Source organism: Mucilaginibacter dorajii (genome assembly GCF_024808255.1).
In the GTDB taxonomy this organism is placed as follows: Bacteria; Bacteroidota; Bacteroidia; order Sphingobacteriales; family Sphingobacteriaceae; genus Mucilaginibacter; species Mucilaginibacter dorajii.
On sequence record NZ_JANTYS010000020.1, the window covers coordinates 21,390 to 41,936 of the forward strand.

A 20,547-nucleotide genomic window follows, 5' to 3' on the forward strand; every position below is an offset into this window, starting at 1 on the left:
GTCTTTAGGTAGATGCCGGTTTTTTTGTGCTTACTTTTTAGGCTGATAAAGCTGGTTTAGAAATATGGAGATACCATATTTGGCATTTTTCCATTTATCATCCAACTCTTTTGGCACCGCACCTGGGCTTTGGGCAAAGTTACCGGCTATAATATCCATATCGCCATCACCATCAATATCGGCAGCTTCTAAGGTCAGGGATTTTATTGGGATATCGCTTTTGAGGATATAAGGTTTAAAGATGAATTTGTTTTGATCAGTATTTTCAAGATATACAAAAGATTCATCAATTAATTTACCAAAATCGGGAAAGAAAGCACTACAGGCCAGGTCAACATCGCCGTCTTTATCAAAATCCTCAGCTACTACGCGCGTTACCCCATACATCGGGTAAAAGAAACGTTCTTTAAAGATTCCGTTCCCCTGGTTTATGTTGATCCTGATACCGTGGTAGGGTTTTAGTATTTGTGAATAATCGGCATTATCACCGTGCGCGGTAATAATATCGGTTAACCCATCATGATTATAGTCAACCAGCGTCATATCGGTAGTACCATAGTTAGGTGGGAAACGCAACACCCTTTTCGCTTTGAATTTGAGGTTATCTTTCTGGTAAAAAACATAAACGCTTTCATCGCCCTGGGAGAACATGGCTACGATATCTTTTTTGCCATCGCCGTCCATATCCTTTACATAACACTTAATGGCACCGGCAAGCGGTAGTAAAACATCTTCGGTGTATTTCCCGGCTTTGTCTTTTTTAAACAGCGATAAGCCACCTGTTTTATTGCCGAAATTGCATACGATAATCTCGGGGACGCCATCATTGTTCAGATCTTCAATTTCGGTATGTACAGGGCGATGTAAGGGCTCAAGCAGCGTTGTACTGGTGCTATCCTTATAATTTACATATGATCCTAAACTTAGCTCGGTAGGATATAGTTTACCAATTTCGGTAAAATAGGTGCCGCCTTTATAAAAATTGAAATCGACCACCGGGCTTTGGGTTTGAATGGTTTTGGTTACACCAATATTATATTTCCAGGTGAGTACTTCTTTAAAATAGTTACCTATCCAAAGGGTTTTGGTTTGATCATCAAACTCCAGCCCTGTGATCATAGATGGCCCTTCGGCACTTACCTGTATATCTTCCCGTTTAAACTGGGTTAGCAAACTATTGCGGGTTAGTCTGCTTTCGTCCTCAACAACGGTATCGGGTGCAAGGCTGATGATATAGTTGGTTAATTTATCCCACTCGTCCTGCGTTAACACCGGGCTTTCGGGTATGATGTTATTTTTTTTAACGATGGCCCGCTCCTCTGGCGATAAGCCACGCAAAGGATCGTAATTTGGATAAATGATGCCCATACGGGCCGCCATAATAGGCAGTACATGTAAACTCCAAACCTGTTTGGTTAAACTTGCAGGATCGGGCAACATGTGGCAACTGGCGCAATATACTGTAAATAGGGCTTTGCCGCCGTCATCTGTTTTTAACGACTTTGCTGTAGTTACAGCGCTTTTGACAATAAAAGAATTCAGGACGATCAGTAAGGTTAAAACAAAAAGCGATGTAAAAATGATCGTCCTGAATTTCATTAAATTATGGTTCAATAGTTATTACGCGGTTTGTTAAAGGACCGTTCCAACCATCAATACCTACAACCAGTTTCTTTTGACCGGTAGGCAGATTATAATCAATGATCACCTTCTTTTCTTCACCTGGTAAAATAGTAACATAGTTATCGCTATAAAATGCAGGCAATATCCTGGTTTTGGTATCGGCATCCATCAACGAAACCCGGTTAAAAAATGCCAGCGGATTATGTTCCTTATTAACTAACGTAACTTCTACCTTGCCCGGTTTTATGAACCTTGCACTTGCAGTTAAATCTTCTGTTTTCATTTTTTGCAGACCGGAAAAAGCACCTTTACTATCAGGGATCCAGTAAGTGTTATCGGTGATCACTTTTTTGTTTTCATCCAGCAGTTGCAGAGAAAGAAAAACGCCCTCTTTAGCGGCAGCTTTATCAATGGTTTCTTTTATCGAAAAGTATTTTTTTACGGTTGTAGCGTTAATATCAGCAAAAACCTGGGTAAGTAGTTTTTCGTTGCCTTCCATATCATAAGTTTTAACCACCATCATCATGCTGCGGCGGGCTTTAAACGTATTGTTGGCTACCATCACCATGCCATTAATAGGATTATACATAATATGAAATGGCGCGCTGCCGTTGTGCAATCCGTATAAGCAGGCATTGGGATCAAGATAGTAGTCATACATCTGCCCGCGCATGGCAGTCCATGGGTTTTGGGTTTTCCAGATAATGAAACCGGTATACCAATCCCACATGTGCGAGGTAAAACCTTCGGCCAATCCGCGATATTGATCATAGTTTACCAACTGCGCTTTTAAAGCAAAATCCGCCGCATTTTTGGCTTTGCCATATTTGTTAATGCTGGTATCATACCCAATATATTTATGATAATCCCAAACGCTATCCACCTTTGATTTGTGGGTATCCTCGTCATAAACAGGTGGCACCATATTGGCAGTAGGGATAAATCTTTTTAATGATTCGTAATCGCCAACACCAACTGAGCCGACTTCGGAATTGAAGGGATAGGTTTTATGCTCCCAAAACACCGATAGCGGCTGAATACCATAAGGGCCATCGCCATTACCGCCCAATTCATTATGCGACATGCTATCCGAGTTTGAATAATCAACAAACCAGCGGGTGTTATCTAATTTAGGTAAAATGGTATCACGCAAAGCGGTAAGGATATCTTCGGGCGGGGTAATTTCATTACCGCCGCACCAAATAGCCAATGAGGCATAGTTGCGTACCATTTTAATTTGATCAATTGCCGAGCGCAGGAACAAACCGTGGTCATCCGGGTATTTACGACGGGTCCACTGGTCGTCAAACTTCTGCGGGTCCTGCCAGCGACCGTTACAATCACCAGATCCCCAAAGGTCCTGGAATACCAGGATGCCATATTTATCGCAGGCCTCAAAAAACTCTGGTCTTTCAATCATAGCACCGCCCCAAACCCTGATAAGGTTCAGGTTCATATCGCGATGGTAGCGTACCTCGGCATCGTAACGCGTATCTGAAAGGCGCAACATGGCGTCAGAAATTACCCAGTTACCGCCTTTAATAAATATCTTTTGTCCGTTTACATAAGTTTGACGGCTGCCGGTATGTTCGTTATAATCACTCGTAAGCTGCCTCACTCCTATTTTAAGCACCTGCTGATCTGAAACCGATTTTCCATTTACAGCAAACTTCAGTTTAAAATTGTACAGGTTTTGCGGCCCGTAACCATTTGGCCACCACAGTTTAGGATTAAGTAGACTGTAATCATTAAAGCTTACGTCGGCTATTGAATTTGCTTTAAGGCTTACACTTTTTGAAATGGTTTTGCCATCCAACTCAAAGCTTAACAATCCTGTAACGGCGGCAGCGGTTGGGTTGCTTAAAGAAGCTGATACCTTAATAATAGCAGGCTGTTGGGCACCTTCTGGCAGTCTTACGCCGGACACCACTGTTACTATGTGCTCATCCGTGATACGGACAGCGCCTGTTTTTTGAATGGTTACCTTATCCCAGATGCCGGTGTTGCGGTCGCGCATCGGCTGAATCCAATCCCAGCCGGCGGTGTACTGCAGACCGACATTACGTGCAATGGTACCATCACCACCCTGGCCTCCATTAGGGTTACCCACAACATCTGGCGGATGTACTAATACGGCCAAACGGTTATCGCCGTTTTTAGCTAAAAATGGAGTTATATTATAGCTAAAGCGTAAGAACATGCCTTTTTGAATGGTTTTATTCAGTTTATGGCCGTTTAAGTAAATATCACAGCTATAATTTACGCCACGAAAGTTCAAGTAAACCTGCCCGCCATTTTGGGTTGGCAATTCTTTAAAATCTTTGGTGAACCAATAGGTATAATAGTTGGAGCCAGTTTTATAAATGTCGGCAATGCGCTCGTTATTCATTCCCCAGAAAGGATCTGGAATTTTTTGATTGTTTAACAATGTGGTTAACACTGTACCAGGTACGATTGCAGGCATCCAGCTACCTGTATTAAAAGCTGTGGTAGAAAGAATAGCACCATTATCCTTAACGCTGCCAATCGGCGCGCATTTCCAGCCTGAGTTTAACTCATAACTGCTTTGCGCAGATAGGCTTCTAACAGATAAAAGAAGGACGAACGTAAAAAACGTTTTGATTTTGTAAGAACTAAATAATGATCTTAAGGACATTGCGATTATTTTGTAGATGGTATATGTGTGTAAATGATCAATACTGAATTTTAAATACCGCGGCTTGGTTTAAGCCGTTTTGCGTTTGTAAAGATGCAGGTATATTTATATTAATTACACCTTGCACTACCGTATATTTTATTTTTTGATTGATACCCAGCAGCGTTATTTTTTTCACCTTACCCTGATCTTTTAAATGGAGTGATATCGTAGCCGGCAAAACTACAGCATCTTTATCTTTTGCTGCCAAAACAAATGCGTAAACGCTTTTGCCCACTTTGGTATAATAGGTATTTCCTTCAGAATAAGGCGCTATGGCTTCTGAGTTATAGATACCTTCACCATTGATCTTGATCCAATCGCCAATTTGCTTAAGGCGATTGTAAGCTACCGGATCCCAGTCACCATCTGGGCCGGGCCCAATATTCATTAACAGGTTACCGCCCCGCGAAACGATCTTTACCAATAAGGTTACGATCTCGTTTGCCGATTTATAGTGATCGCCGGGAACATAGCTCCAGGAATTGCCCATGGTAATACAACTTTCCCAGGGGTGATCAAGCGGCGCATCGGGTACTTGTTGCTCTGGCGTAGTATAATTTTCATATTGGCCGGCAACAGTACGATCTACTACGATAAGCCCCGGTTGTTTTACCCTGGCGGCGGTTGCTATTTTGGTCATATCTATATCCTGATCATACGGGATAGTTTTTTGCCAGTCAACGCTGGCATCTATTGTATTTTTAGGCCTTACCCATCCGCCATCGAGCCATAAGATATCTACCTTACCATAACCGGTCATTAATTCCTGGATCTGGTTAAAAGTAAAATCTTTAAATTTTTGCCAGCGCTCAGGATATTTTGCCGGATCGTAATTCACATTTCTATCCTTTGGCGGAAAATATGGCCACCAGTAATTCTCGTTATGCCAATCGGGTTTTGAAAAATAGGCTCCAATCATAAAATTCTCTTTACTAAACGCGCTGAAAACCTCCTTAGCCACATTGCTTCGCGGATTGGTTGAAAATGGTGTTTTAGGGCTGGTAATTTTATAATCCGATTGTTTGGTATCAAACATGGTAAAACCGTCGTGATGCTTAGTTGTAAATACCACATACTTCATCCCGGCATACTTTGCGGCGGCCACCCATTTTTCTGGGCTAAACTTTGTAGGATTAAAGGTAGTTTGTAAGTTTTCATACGCTTTTTTATAACCATAATAGTCGGCCCCGTAAGGTCCGCGACGTTGTGTCCATCCCTCATCCTCGGGGCAAATGCTCCAACTTTCAACTACTCCCCATTGGCTGTAGGTACCCCAGTGCATAAATAAGCCAAATTTAAGTCCTTGCCATTTATGCAGATTCTTTTGAACCAAAGAATCATTAGGCACAACATAATCTTTAGACATATTATGTTCCTGAGCAGCTATTTTACCTGCGAGTAAGATACAAGCCAAAAAAAACGGTAGTTTTTTCATTTATATATTTTTTAGAGTTCGATTTTTTAAACTATTGTGTCCAAAAGACGTATTGGTGTTAATTTCAGGTAATTTTCGGCAAGCAAAAGATAAAATATTGAAAATAATATCGATAAATTTTCATAAATAGAGATACTTAGTGTATACAATACATTAATAGATTCACAATTGAATTTATTCACCAAATGAACAAATTCAATTATTTTGGTATAATTATATGCAATAATGGCATTAAAAATGTCCACACTACACTTTAAAAGCCGTTAAATACCGTCACAAACACTCTAATGACAACTTTTATTGGCAATTTGCCTACACACTAAGTAAATAAATTTTGAGAAGCATTAAATTTCGATTAAAAAGTTGACAACTTTAAAATAAATGTTTCTTTTTGTTATCAAATTGTTACATTGCATTATATTATTGTTTTGGCGACACTTAATTAAAAGCTATTGAAAATTTCTAAAACTGACACTTCGGATTTATGGATGCAGGTATGTTTTAATGATGATATCAAGGCATTTGAAATGCTTTTCCACACATTAAATACCCGGCTCATTAAGTTTTGCGTGTTTTACATCCGCCAGAAAGAGGCAGCCGAAGAAATTGTATCAGATGTATTTATTAAGTGCTGGGAATCGCGCAAAAATCTTACTGAAATCGCTAATCTGGAAACCTACCTTTTTGTAGCTGTCAAAAATCAATCTTTCAATTACCTAAAAAAATTCTCCAATATCCATCTTGTACAAATAGAAGCTTCAGACGAAGTAGAATTTGTAAATACATTTGATCCCGAAAAGGAAATGGAGCGTAAAGAACTTCATTTTTTATTGGATAAAGCTGTCGCTTCACTCCCTCAGCAAGCCTGTATCATCTTTAAACTCATTAAAGAAGATGGTATGAAATACAAAGAGGTTGCCGAAATTTTAAATATCTCACCACGTACCGTACAAACCCAGCTTTTTAGAGCGATGAAGAAATTGAGCATCATCCTGTCTGCTCATCAATTAACTTCAAAATCGGCCGAAAAGGCATCTTCTGGTCAACAGACTATAGGGCTTCCGTTGTTATAAACATTCTTTTTAAATTTTTTTTCAAAGGTTGTAGGCAATTTTAAAAAAAATATTGTCCTAACTAAAAACAAGCTCTATTTACGCTTATAAATGGTTACGGAAAGATTTATTGAACTGCTTACAAAAAAACTCTCAGATGAGATCGATGCACAGGAATTGGAGGAATTCAATTTTTTGATTGCAAACGATGAGGATTGCAGACAGCAAAATACTTTCTTTAAAGCTTACTGGATTAAAAACGAAGAACAATATTCAAATACTGATATGATGTTTCAACGCATCAGGAGTAAAATTGAAGTTCCGCAAAGCGATGAAACAGCACAAGCATCGGCAGAAATAAAACCTGCTTTTTTCAAACGTCATCGTATTACTGTTTTATGGCCAGCCGTAGCCGCACTTTTTGTAATTGGTTTAAGTTTATTTGCAGGCTACTACTTTATAAACAGCAATTCAAAAAAAAATGAGATTGCCGATCTGCAGCAAAAAAAAACGCCGAGCAGGGTAAAATCCAAGATCTATTTAAGCGATGGATCAATTGTTACTTTAAATTCAGAAACAACTTTGAAATATCCGCCATCTTTTAAAGGAGCAACACGTGAAGTTTACCTAAACGGCGAAGCCTTTTTTGATGTGGCCAAAGATCACCTGCATCCTTTTATAGTACATGCCGGCAATATGAGCATCAGGGTTTTAGGCACAGCGTTCAATGTAAAATCATACAAAAATGACATTGCCAGTGAAACCACGTTGATAAGAGGTGCGATTGAAGTAACCCTGGCCGACAGGCCATCAGACAGGATTATCCTAAAACCCAACGAAAAGCTTATTTTAAAAAGTTCAACTTTTAAAAGGCATACTATAAACAGACACCTGGTAGCTCAAACGCCTGATAGTGCTAAAACAAGCTATGCTTTAACCAACCTTACTTACCTGCGGTCAAACGATACTACCATTGTTGAAACTTCATGGGTAAACAACAGGCTTATATTTAAAGACGAGGACTTTACCGAGATAGCTAACAAAATGGAGCGCTGGTATGGTGTTAAGATAAAGTTTAAAAACCCGGCAGTAAGAGACTATCACTTTACGGGAGTTTTTGAAAGAGAAAGCATTACACAGGCACTTGGTGCTTTGCAACTCGTAGAGTCATTTTCATATAAGTACAAAAACGAAACCGTATATATTTATTAACCTAACGCAGCTATTAAATAAGCCTATGACATAAAGAAAGCTTTACATACCCAAAAACAAAACGGGAATTACCAGTGTGGCAACTCCCGCGAAGATGAAGATCTGTTAGTTAATCACGCAATGCTCTCTCGAACAGAACATTGCCATTTAATCAAGTCACCTTTAATTAAGTAAAAGTATGAAATATTTTAAACACCCAAAGGGTGTAAGAGATAACTATTGGCTATTTAAGTCCATAATAATAATGAAATTGACATTTATTTTAACGGTATTCTTTAGCCTGCAAACCATGGCGAAGGTGTACTCACAACAAAAAGTCACCTTTAATATGAAATCCGCTGATTTCAAGAAAGTTATCTCTGCTATACAAAAGCAGACTAACTATCATTTTGTTTTCAGCGAACGTAAAATCCCGTCGACCCAAAAGATAACACTGAGTGTTCAAAACGAAGATGTTACTTCGGTATTGAACAAAGTGTTGGCAAATACCGATTTCACTTACACTCAACTTGAAAACAACCTGATAGTAATTACCGGCAAAAATGAAACCTTGGTAGCAGCCGCAGTTGTTAAAGGTAAGGTGTTAGATGAAAAGGGTACGCCTGCCCCGGGCGTGTCTGTAAGAATCAAAGGTACTTCTACAGGTACCACTACAGATGCAAATGGTAATTTCTCCATTAATGCTCCCGATAACGCGGTACTTGTTTTCTCATTTTTAGGGTTTGAAAATCAAGAAGTTTCAGTTGCGGGTAAAACCGACATTACTGTAAAACTTGTGGTAGCTTCTAAAAGCTTAAACGAAGTTGTTGTAACTGCATTGGGTATCAGTAAGGAACAGAAAAAATTGGGCTACTCGGTAACAACAGTTAACGGCGATGCTTTAAATAAAGCAAAAGAAAGTAACGTTGCCTTATCATTACAGGGGCGTGTTGCCGGTTTAAGCGTTGGTGCTTCAAACGGTGGCCCGGGTTCATCTGCAAGGGTATTATTACGTGGCTTAACCAGCTTTACTGCAAGCAGTCCGCTGTATGTTATCAATGGTGTACCAATGGATAACACACAACGCGGTTCATCTGGCGAATGGGGTGGTGCCGATTATGGCGATGGTATCTCTAACATCAACCCCGATGATATTGAATCAATGACTGTGCTTAAAGGTCAGTCCGCTTCTGCACTTTACGGTTCACGTGCTGCAAACGGTGTTATTTTGATCACCACCAAAACGGGCAAAAAAAATTCTCCGTTTGGTGTTGAGTTTAACACCAACATACAATTTGATAAACCGGTGGATAACACTGATTTTCAACAAGTATACGGTCAGGGTATACTGGATCCAACAACAGGTGTGGCTGCAAAACCTACAACACTTGATTTAGCACGTGCATCAGGTAACCTTGCGTGGGGTACTAAGATGGATGGATCTGATGTTATGCAAATTGATGGTAAAATGCATAAATATTCGCCGGTAAGTAATTACATTGATTTTTACCGTACAGCTCCAAGCTTTACCAATACAGCATCATTTACAGGTGGTAACGAAACAGGTGCCTTCCGTTTGTCAGCTTCTGACCTGCGCGCTAATTCAATGGTGCCAAATAGCTACCTTGATAGAAAAACTTTTAACTTCAATGGCAGCGAACAGATAAATAAAAAATTAAATGTTAACGTTGTAGCCAACTATGTAATAGAAAACTCTAAAAACAGATCGAGCTTAAGCGATGGCCCGGGTAACCCTAACAACGTACAATTTTTAGCACCAAACCAGGATCAGGCTACTTTAGCACCCGGTACAACTGCTAACGGTAAAGAGTTGACATTTACTGATGACAGCTATGTAACTAACCCATATTTTGCTGCCTATAATTTCATTAGCAACGTTAGCAGAACTCGTTTGATTTCTGCAATATCTGCTAAATATGACATTACTAACTGGATTTACCTGCAAGGACGTATGGGTTATGATGACAGCAATGACAGCAGGGTAAACATTGAGCCTACTGGTACAGCTTATCGTAATGATAACGGCACCATGAACACCACCCAAACGCATATTAAGGAGTTTAATACCGACGTTTTGGTTAACGCTAAACATTCTCTTGTAGAAGACCTTTTAAACTTAGATTTGTCTATTGGCGGTAACATCCGTAAAAGCGAATTAACAGGTACATTTATTAATGGCCAAAACGGATTTATCATTCCTTATTTCTATAGTTTAACAAACTTTAAAACTCGTGATTCAGGTCCGCAGATTGATCCGGCAAGCAAAAAACAAGTTAACTCAGCTTACTACTCAGCAGATTTTTCAATCAAAAACTTCTTAGTATTAAGCACTACCGGTCGTTATGATTACTATAGCACCATTTCAAAAGCTATTGGTCCTGGTATATTCTCGCCATCGGTTTCTGGTAGCTTTATCTTCTCTGAGCTATATCACATGAATGGTGTGGATTTAGGTAAAGTAAGGTTATCATTTGCACAAACCAGTAACGATGCGACTGCTTATTCCAACACAGTTTATTACAGCCTAAACAACTCAATCAATGGTACACCAGCGGCGGGTTTCAGCAGCCAGTTACCTAACTTATTTTTAAAACCATTTACTTTAAAAGAAATTGAAGCAGGTTTAGAAATGAAATTCTGGGGTGATAGGTTTGGTTTTGATGCTACCGTGTTTTCTCGTAAAACAAATAACGAAATCATCAATGGTAACCTGGATTGGTCTACCGGGTACACTAACCGCTACATCGGCACCGGTTCTACCCAAAACCGTGGTGTAGAGATTGAAGTTCATGGAACCCCGGTTAAAAAATCAGGTTTCAGCTGGACTCCTTCATTCAACTTTACTTATGTAAAAAACAAAATTCTGCAAACTGATGGTATAACCAATAATAACATTGGCTTTGGTACCTTCCGCCCCGCGGCGAGTTCAGGAATAGCGGTTACAGCACTTGTTGTAGGTTTAGCCGGCCCGCAGATTTTAGCTACAGACTACAAGCGCGATGCTTCGGGTAATATTATGTATGATGCCTCTGGGCTTCCACAACGTGGCGATTTAAAACCAATGGGATCAACCATTCCTAAAATTTATGGTGGTTTAAACAACACGTTCAACTTCAAACAATTTAATTTAGGTTTCCTTGTTGATTATCGTTTTGGTAACAAAGTACTTTCAGCAACTGAGAATGCCAGCATTTTCAGAGGTTTGAATAAACTTACCCTTGCGGGCCGTGAAACAGGTGTAGTTGGAATAGGTGTTAACCCGGCAGGAACAGCCAATACAGTAAATGCACAAGCTCAAACTTACTACCAGGCCTTAGCCACCAATGTTGGTGCAGTATCTGTTTTAGACGGTAGTTTTATTAAGTTACGTCAGATAACTTTTGGTTATACCTTCAACTCTTCTTTCCTAAGGGGCACACCATTTAGTAGTATTGGTGTATCAGCAGTTGGTCGTAATCTTTGGACTATTATGAAACATACCAACAACATTGATCCTGAATCTGGTTTCTCTGCCGATCCAAAATATGCAGGTATAGAAGGTGCCAGTTTGCCTTTCGCCAGGACTTATGGTTTAAACTTAAACTTTAAATTCAAAAACTAAACAGATGAAAAAACGATATATTTTTAACTTCCTGTTAGCGGGCGCTACGTTAATGGTAAGCTGTACCAAAAATTTCGAACAGATAAACACACAACCAGATAAAACAACGGCCACGCTTATCGATCCAAACTATTTCATGTCGCAGGCGCAAATGACTTTTTCACAAACCGGCTATGATCAGTTGCTTTTCCAAAGTATGTGGATGCAGTCACTATCATCAACGTTCAGCTATTATAGCAATGGCGATAAGTATGTTTTTGGCGGCGGAGGTACAGGTTACTACAACCGCACATGGAACAGAGGATACAGTGCCCTTACATTGGTTGACGAAATGAAAAGCCTGGTGAAGGGTAAGGCAGAATATGCCAACCTTGACGCTTGTGGTACTATTTTACGTGCGATGTTTATACAACGTATAACAGATTTATACGGAGATGTACCTTATTCACAGGAAGGCCAGGCTAAAAGCGGAGTATTTTCACCAGTGTTTGACACACAAAAGGATATATATACCGCAATACTTACCCAGCTTGAGCAGGCAACTGCTGCGCTTGATGCATCAAAAGCAACTCCAACAGCTGATTTATTCTACGGTGGTAACATTCCTCAATGGAAACGTTTAGGGTACTCTTTAATGTTAAAGGCAGCTATGCGTTTAACAAAAGTTGATGCGGCTACTGCCAAAACTTATGCAGAAAAAGCTTACGCCGGCGGTACCATGTCTGCCATTGCAGATAACGCTAAAGTGATGACAGATGCTAACGGCAATACCAGCAGCAACTCTGATGCTTTACTGGTTACTGATGACTTCAGAGAAGTTCGTTGGGGAAAAACCATAATTGATTTTATGAAAACCACTAACGACCCACGTATTTCGGCTATTGCTGAAATAACTGATGGTAACGGTCGTGCCGCTAATGAAGACCGCACTAAAGCTGGTATCACTACAGCAAGTTTGCAAATTGGTATGCCAAATGGCTATACTACAGGTACTATTGCCAGCGCCCCTGGTTACCCGGGTGCAACTCCTGCAGCATCGGCTACGGATGCTCCTGCACCGTTGGGCAAATATTCCCGCCCGCGCCTGTTTGTTTATGCAGACAGGATAAGTGCTAACTTCATTTACACATATGGCGAATCTGAATTATTGTTAGCTGAAGCGGCTACAAGAGGTTGGAACACAGGTGTTGCGGCTACACATTATGCCGCCGCGTTAACGGCAGATATGGCTACACTTGCACAATATAACCCAAGTGCGGCAGCTACTGTAAACGCCGGTGATATCACTACTTATGTTGCAGCCCATCCTTTAGTGGCAGCAACCGCTTTAGAGCAAATTAACATGGAGTATTATGTGGCTACTTCAACCACATTCGATTTCAACGAGACATTTGCTAACTGGAGAAGATCTGGGTATCCTGTATTAACACCAATTACCTATACTGGCCAGTTCATAACAGGCCAGGTTCCACGCAGAATGCCTTATCCTACCACGCTTATACAAACAAACGGCACAAATTATGCCGCTGCTGTTACGCGTCAGGGTGCAGATAATTTTGCTACCCGGGTTTATTGGGATAAATAATACTTACTTTATTAACTAACAAGGAGACAATATTGTCTCCTTGTTAGTTTTATCACCTTTATAAAATTTGTTTTTAAAACTGCGTGCCCCCGATCATGAGTTTTTATTAAAGTACTTATGCCCCTTTTTACTTTTTCTTTCGTTAAACGCTTAACCGCACCATCTGCTATAATTGTAGTGGCATTTTGTTTTACAGCGCTTCCCTCCTATGCGCAGCAGCCGCTGTTTAACTTGCTTAACAGTAAGGAAACCAATATTAAATTCAGCAATGATATCAACGAAACGGAGTCACTCAACGTGTTATCCTACGAGTATTTTTACAATGGTGGCGGTGTAGCCGTTGGCGATATTAATAATGATGGCCTGCCCGATTTGATGTTTACCGGTAATATGAAGCCCAATAAGCTTTATCTAAACATGGGGCACATGAAATTTAAGGATATTACAGCCAGCGCAAGCCCTGATTTAGGCGGCCGACCAGGTTCCTGGAAAACCGGCGTTACCATGGCAGATGTCAACGGTGATGGCCTGCTGGATATATACGTTTGCTACTCGGGTAAAACAGATAATGCTACCCGCAGCAACCAGCTATTTATAAACCAGGGTAATAATAAATTTAAAGAAGAAGCAAACGCTTACGGTTTAGATGACCCGGGATACAGCACTCAGGCTGTATTTTTTGATTATGACAACGACGGCGATCTGGATATGTTCTTGCTTAACCATAACATCAAAAAGATTGACAATATGGAGCTGGCCCGCTATAAAGATCAAACAGATGATTTGGCCAGCAATAAATTATTCAGGAACGATGGTGGTCATTTTACCGATGTATCAAAAGTTGCAGGCATAGTTCAAAATCCGCTCACCTTTGGTTTGGGTGTGGCCATTGCCGATATCAACAAAGATGGCTGGCCCGATATTTATGTAACCAACGATTACAACGAACCGGATTATATCTACATCAATAATCACGACGGTACTTTTAAAGAGAAATCAAAAGATATGCTGAGGCATATGTCGCACTTTTCGATGGGTGTTGATATTGCCGATTTTAATAATGACGGCCTACCCGATATTATAACCCTTGATATGTTGCCAGAGGATAACCATCGGCAAAAATCACTACAATTAGAAGAAAACTACGAGTCCTTCGCGTTAATGCAAAACCAGGGACTTTACAAACAATATATGCGCAACATGCTGCAGCTCAACAACGGCGACGGCACATTCAGCGAAATTGCGCAGCTTGCAGGCTTATCAAATACAGACTGGAGCTGGTGCCCCCTTATTGCCGACTTTGACAACGATGGTTATAAAGATATTTTCATTACCAACGGCTATTTGAGAGATTACACCAACAAAGATTTTTTACGATACTGGGGCGATTACAAAATTAAAAAAGCTATGGCGGGCGAGCCTTTCCGCCTGATGGACCTAATTATGGCCATGCCATCAACAGCTGTGCCCGATTATATTTTCAGAAACAACCACGACCTTACCTTCAGCAATAAACAGGTAGAATGGGGTTTAAACCAGCAAAACATTTCGAGCGGTGCCGTATATGTCGATCTTGATAATGACGGCGACCTCGACCTGGTTGTAAATAATATTAACCAACCGGCATCTATCTATCAGAACACCAGCCGCGAGGTTAACAATACCTCATACATTGCTGTAAAACTAAAGGGCACGGGTAAAAACACCAATGCGATTGGCGCAAAAGTTACCGTGTACAACGGCAAGAATATCCAATACCAGGAAGTAAACCCTAATCGTGGCTATCTTTCCTGCGTATCAACTACGTTAAACTTTGGTTTAGGCGATGCTAAATCGGTTGATTCTGTACTTATCATTTGGCCCGATAACTCATCGCAGGTATTAAAGGATGTTAAAGCCGACCAGCTGTTGACCATCAAATATCAGCCTACCGAAAAATCTTTTTCAAAGTCGACAGCAACCCTTAAACCCATTTTTAAACGAGCCGAACCGATCATCGATTTTAAACCAGAAGAGATCACCCTGAATGATTTCAAACGCCAGTTACTGATGCTATTCATGTATTCAAAAGCAGCTCCGGTTATTGTTAAAGCGGATGTTAACGGTGATGGCCTGGAAGATTTGTTTGTAAGCGGCGAGAAAGACAGTCCGGGTAAAATTTACCTACAACAACCAGATGGCAAATATGTAGCTAAAGATATTATTCGCGGCAGTCCCGATAACATAGGCACTACATCGGCAGCAGCATTTTTTGATGTCAATGGCGATGGCAAGCCCGATTTGTATATTGCTAAAGGAGGTTACTCATTATACGAACCTAATACACCTGAACTACAGGACGAACTTTATCTAAACGAAGGCAACGGTCGTTTTGTGCTTTCGCCTAATGCATTGCCGGTGCTTAACGCCAACAGTAAATCGGTTGTAAAACCATTTGATTTTGATGGCGACGGAGATATAGACATTTTTATTGGCGGCAGGGTGATCCCCGGCCAATACCCGGTTACGCCACAAAGCTACCTGTTGATTAACGATGGTAAAGGTAAATTCACAGCTGCAATTATCCCGTTCAATAAAATCGGCATGGTAACAGATGCCCAATGGATAGATTTAAATGGCGATGGCCGTAAAGACCTGGTTTTATGCGGCGAACTGATGCCCATAACCATCCTGATCAATGATAAAGATGGCTTTAAAGATAAAACCGCCAACTATTTTGCCACGCCTCAAAAAGGGTTCTGGAACAAGATCACGTTTGCTGATGTAAATGGCGATGGCAAACCCGACCTGATTGCCGGTAACCTGGGTTTAAACACCCAAATCCGCGCCACCGATAAAGAACCTGGTGAAATGTATTTTGCCGATTTTGATAACAATGGTTCTATCGATCCCTTCTTTAATTTTTACATCCAGGGCAAAAGTTATCCTTTTGTAAGCAGGGACGAACTCAACGAACAGATTTACCCTATGCGCAGGCGTTTTAGCTCTTATAAAGCTTATGCCGATGCCTCTATAAATGAGGTTTTAACACCGGAAGAATTAAGTAAAGCACAAAAGCTAACCGTAAACACTACCAAAACAACGCTTTATATTAACCAGAGCGGCAAGTTTGTAGAAACTGCGTTACCAACCGAAGCCCAGTTTGCACCGGCTACACAAATTTTAACCGGCGATTACGATCATGATGGCCTTATAGATATTTTGCTACTGGGGAACCACTCCGATAACCGCCTTAAAATAGGCAGCATTGATGCCAATTACGGCTGCCTGTTAAAGGGTGATGGCAAAGGGGGCTTTGTGTATATACCTCAGCCTACGTCGGGTCTCTCGGTTATTGGCGATGTAAAATCGGCTGTTGAGGTTACCATTAATAAGATCCCATATTTACTAATTGGCGTAAGTGACGGGCCACTTCAATTTTACCAGGAATAATGAACCACTTTAAAAGATCGCTTATAGTATTTTGCGCGATAACAGCGCAGCATTGTTTTGCGCAAACCCCGGCCAATAATTACCCCGACTATTTACAGCCAGATCATGCTGTAAACGCGGTAACTATGGTAATGGTGCACGATGTAGTTAGTCCGCCGGTTGCAGCGCGTTATTATGCCTATACCATGATGGGGGCGTATAACATTGTTGCAGCCAATAACAAAAGCATTCCACAACTGCAAAAGGTTGTAAAAGACTATAAAGCGAACACCAGTTTAGATACCATCAGCTTTAAGTATGACTATAAAGTAGCCGCTTTTTACAGCATTTTAGAAACAGCCAAACTGATGCTGCCTTCGGGCTTTATGCTGAAAGATGATGAAGACGCCTTTGTACAACTGCTGCAAAAAACCAATGTTGATAAAACCATTATAGCTAACTCGATTAAGGTTGGCGAAATGGCATCCAAGATAGCGTTAGCCTTTTCAAAAACAGATCATTACAGTCGGCTGAGCGCGCTTAAAAGATATACGCCTATTAAGGACGAAAGCAAATGGTACCCTACCCCACCAGGATACTTTGAAGCGGTTGAACCAAACTGGCGCACTATTCGCACTATGGTTATTGATTCGGCTACGCAGTATAAACCTGCCGCGCTGATCCCTTTCAGTAAAGATACTACCTCGGCATTTTATGGCCAGGTTAAGGCGGTGTATGACATATCCAAACACCTAACTACCGATCAACTAAATATGGCTTTATTTTGGGATTGTAACCCGTTTGCCATCACCACATCGGGCCATATGGCTATCGGTTATAAAAAGATAAGTCCGGGTGGCCACTGGATGCATATTGCCGGGCTGGTTACCAAACAGGCCGGGCTTGATTTTGATCATTCAACAGTAGTTATAGCCCTTGAGGGTTTAACATTGATGGATGCCTTTATCAGCTGCTGGGAAGAGAAGTTTACCAGCAACCGCATCCGCCCCGAAACGTATATCAATCGTTACATGGATGTAAAATGGCAGCCGGTGTTGCAAACGCCCCCATTTCCTGAATATACCAGCGGGCATGCGGTGATCTCCAATGCATCGGCCGAGTTGCTTACCTACCTCCTGGGCGATAACTTTGCTTATACCGATAATACCGAGATCCCATTTGGCAGCAGCCAGCGCGATTTTAAATCATTCAGACAAGCCGCAGCCGAGGCTTCGATGTCGCGCTTTTATGGTGGCATCCATTATATGCAAAGCATTGAAAATGGCAATGTGCAAGGCCAAAAAGTTGGAGGCGGCATTATAGCTAAAATAAAAAAAGCGGGCATTACACCGCTTATTAAATAAGAATTGTTTATTTGTACCACCCATTCCACGCATTAATGAAATCTATCGCACAAAAAATGATAAAAGCAAGTGCAGCCTGCTTGTTGGGCGGCGCTTGTTTATTAACTACACTACCCGCTATTGCGCAAAACAAACCTATTTTCAGGGATAATTCGCAATCGATTGAATTAAGGATTAAAGACCTGGTGTCAAAACTGACCTTAGAGGAAAAAGTATCCTTATTGGGCTACCGTAGCAAAGCGGTTGAGCGGTTGGGCATCCCGGCCTATAACTGGTGGAACGAAGGTTTGCACGGTGTAGCAAGAGCCGGCGAGGCTACCATATTTCCGCAGGCTATTGGTTTGGCAGCTACTTTTAATGAAAACCTGGTTGATTCTGTATCTGACGCCATATCTACCGAGGCACGCGCAAAATACAATCTATCTACCGCGATGGGGCGCCATTTGCAATACATGGGCTTAACTTTTTGGACACCCAACATCAACATTTTCCGTGACCCACGCTGGGGCCGTGGACAGGAAACCTATGGCGAAGACCCATTTTTAACAGCGCACATCGGTTCGGCATTTGTTAAGGGGATGCAGGGTACCGATCCACTTCATTTAAAAGCATCGGCCACGGCCAAACACTTTGCCGCCCATAGCGGACCCGAAGCAACCCGTGATTACTTTGATGCCATAGTTGATGAAAAAGATATGCGCGAAACTTACCTGTATGCCTTTCACGCCCTGGTAAGTAATGGCGTTGAATCGGTAATGACGGCCTACAACAGTATCAACGGTGTGCCTAATTCGGTGAACAAAAACCTGGTAACAGATATATTAAGGAACGAGTGGGGCTTTAAAGGCCACGTAGTAACCGACTGCGGCGCGTTGGATGATGTATTTTTAACCCACAAAACTATCCCTACTGCACCAGAGGCAGCGGCTGCTGCAATTAAAGCGGGGATAGATTTGGATTGCTCGTCGGTTTTTCAAAACGATATTATCAAAGCTATCCTGCTAAAACTATTGACAGAAAAAGAAGTTGACGTTGCACTTAGCCATTTACTGAAAACGCAGTTTAAACTGGGATTTTTTGACGATGCGGCGGCAAGTCCGTATAAAACTTACGGGACTGATAGCCTGCACAATACTACACATATTAACCTGGCGCGTAAGGCTGCGCAACAGAGCATGGTGTTGTTAAAAAACGACGGTAACATACTACCGTTTAAACAGGGTCAGTACTCCAGCTTTATGGTTTTGGGGCCCAATGCCGCAGCTTTGGATGCCATGATTGGCAGCTATCATGGCGTAAGCAGCAAGGTGGTAAACTTTGTTGAAGGCATTACCGCCGCTGTTGACCCTGCAACCCGCGTGGAGTATGATTTGGGTTGCGATTACCGGGATACCACCCATTTCGGCGGTATCTGGGGCGCGGGCAATGCCGATGTTACCATTGCGGTATTGGGCCTGTCGCCGGTATTGGAAGGCGAAGCAGGCGATGCATTCCTTGCCGAATCGGGCGGTGATAAAAAGAACCTTAGCCTGCCTACCAGCGAAATTGCTTTTATGAAAGCGCTACGCGCGGGTGTTAAAAAACCTATCATCGCGGTAATTACCGCGGGTAGCGATGTAGACGTATCGGCCATTGCGCCCTATGCAGACGCCATAATTTTTGCCTGGTACCCCGGCGAACAAGGCGGCAACGCGCTGGCCGATATTGTTTTCGGCAAGGTAAGTCCATCCGGACACCTCCCGCTTACCTTTTACAATTCGGTTAATGATCTGCCCAAATATGAAAGCTATAGTATGAAAGGCCGCACCTACCGCTATTTTGGTGGAGCTGTACAATATCCTTTTGGATTTGGGATGAGTTATAGCACATTTGGCTACGAGGCCACCACTACCCCATCAAAGCAATATGCAGCTAAAGACACCATCAACGTACAGGTAAAAGTTAAAAATACCGGCAACATCAATGCTGATGACGTTGTACAGGCCTACATCAAATACCCGGCAATTGACAGGATGCCTTTGAAGGAGCTGAAAGGTTTTAAAAGGGTTTCTGTTGCAAAAGGAAACGAACAACTGATCACCATAAAAATACCTGTTAAAGAACTTCAGAAATGGGACCTTACCAAGCATAACTGGAAGCTTTACCCCGGTGATTATAAGCTGATCATAGGCGAAAATTCGGCTGATGAAAAACTTAGTTTTAGCTTCAAACTGAACGGTAAATAGCCGAAATACAAACAAAGTATAGCTAACAGGGTTAAAATAGCTGTAACAAGCTATATGATCATGTTTATGATTGGATATTGAAATACGAACCAGGCCTGGTTGTGGGCCTGGTTGTATTATTAGTTGGCCTATGGCTTATCAACCTGTTTGTAAGGTGGTCGCACTCGGGAATACATAAAAAAATGTAGATCCCTCTTTAAAACCTTTCCTGCTAAGTCTCATTGGGATTTCTTTTTAATTAATAAATTAATTAAAAATTAGGTAACTTATTGAAATATATGGGTTTATGAAATCAACAGGCACAAATATTTAGAAGCGCCTAACTTGCGCGATGCATCAAT

The 20,547-nt window shown here is 41.4% G+C and carries 10 protein-coding genes; 7 read left to right on the forward strand and 3 right to left on the reverse strand.

Going from position 1 to position 20,547, the window contains the following annotated elements:
• Positions 1-30 precede the first annotated feature (30 nt).
• The 3 genes from FHS10_RS22240 to FHS10_RS22250 are packed head-to-tail and all read right to left on the reverse strand — an operon-like array spanning position 31 to position 5,756.
• Entirely contained in the window at positions 31-1,599 is a 1,569-nt protein-coding gene (locus tag FHS10_RS22240) for an FG-GAP repeat domain-containing protein (RefSeq protein ID WP_259095174.1), read from the reverse strand.
• A 4-nt stretch (positions 1,600-1,603) separates the two neighbouring features.
• Positions 1,604-4,279 (reverse strand): glycoside hydrolase family 2 protein, encoded by a 2,676-nt coding sequence (locus FHS10_RS22245; RefSeq protein WP_259095176.1) that lies wholly within the window; start codon positions 4,277-4,279, stop codon positions 1,604-1,606.
• Positions 4,280-4,316: 37 nt separating this feature from the next.
• Complete coding sequence (locus FHS10_RS22250; RefSeq protein WP_259095178.1) at positions 4,317-5,756, reverse strand: alpha-L-fucosidase; 1,440 nt, start codon at positions 5,754-5,756, stop codon at positions 4,317-4,319.
• 452 nt (positions 5,757-6,208) lie between these two features.
• Here FHS10_RS22250 and FHS10_RS22255 point away from each other — a divergent pair, with 452 nt between their 5' ends.
• The 7 genes from FHS10_RS22255 (at position 6,209) to FHS10_RS22285 (ending at position 20,206) form a co-directional block, all read left to right on the forward strand.
• The gene (locus FHS10_RS22255) at positions 6,209-6,829 is read left to right on the forward strand and encodes an RNA polymerase sigma-70 factor (RefSeq protein ID WP_259095180.1); all 621 of its coding nucleotides are present in this window, start codon (positions 6,209-6,211) and stop codon (positions 6,827-6,829) included.
• Positions 6,830-6,919: 90 nt separating this feature from the next.
• A complete protein-coding gene (locus FHS10_RS22260) occupies positions 6,920-8,020 on the forward strand; it encodes a FecR family protein (protein WP_259095183.1) in 1,101 nt (366 codons plus the stop codon).
• 244 nt (positions 8,021-8,264) lie between these two features.
• Positions 8,265-11,621, forward strand: coding sequence for a SusC/RagA family TonB-linked outer membrane protein (locus tag FHS10_RS22265; protein WP_259095187.1), 3,357 nt, complete (start codon positions 8,265-8,267; stop codon positions 11,619-11,621).
• 4 nt (positions 11,622-11,625) lie between these two features.
• Positions 11,626-13,206 carry a SusD/RagB family nutrient-binding outer membrane lipoprotein gene (locus FHS10_RS22270; protein ID WP_259095189.1) on the forward strand — a complete coding sequence of 527 codons (1,581 nt, stop codon included), beginning with the start codon at positions 11,626-11,628 and terminating at the stop codon, positions 13,204-13,206.
• A 117-nt stretch (positions 13,207-13,323) separates the two neighbouring features.
• Complete coding sequence (locus FHS10_RS22275; protein WP_259095191.1) at positions 13,324-16,638, forward strand: VCBS repeat-containing protein; 3,315 nt, start codon at positions 13,324-13,326, stop codon at positions 16,636-16,638.
• A complete protein-coding gene (locus FHS10_RS22280) occupies positions 16,638-17,981 on the forward strand; it encodes a vanadium-dependent haloperoxidase (RefSeq protein ID WP_259095194.1) in 1,344 nt (447 codons plus the stop codon). The genes FHS10_RS22275 and FHS10_RS22280 overlap by 1 nt, the downstream gene beginning before the upstream one ends.
• A 35-nt stretch (positions 17,982-18,016) precedes the next feature.
• The gene (locus FHS10_RS22285; protein WP_259095203.1) at positions 18,017-20,206 is read left to right on the forward strand and encodes a glycoside hydrolase family 3 N-terminal domain-containing protein; all 2,190 of its coding nucleotides are present in this window, start codon (positions 18,017-18,019) and stop codon (positions 20,204-20,206) included.
• The last annotated feature ends 341 nt before the right edge of the window (positions 20,207-20,547 follow it).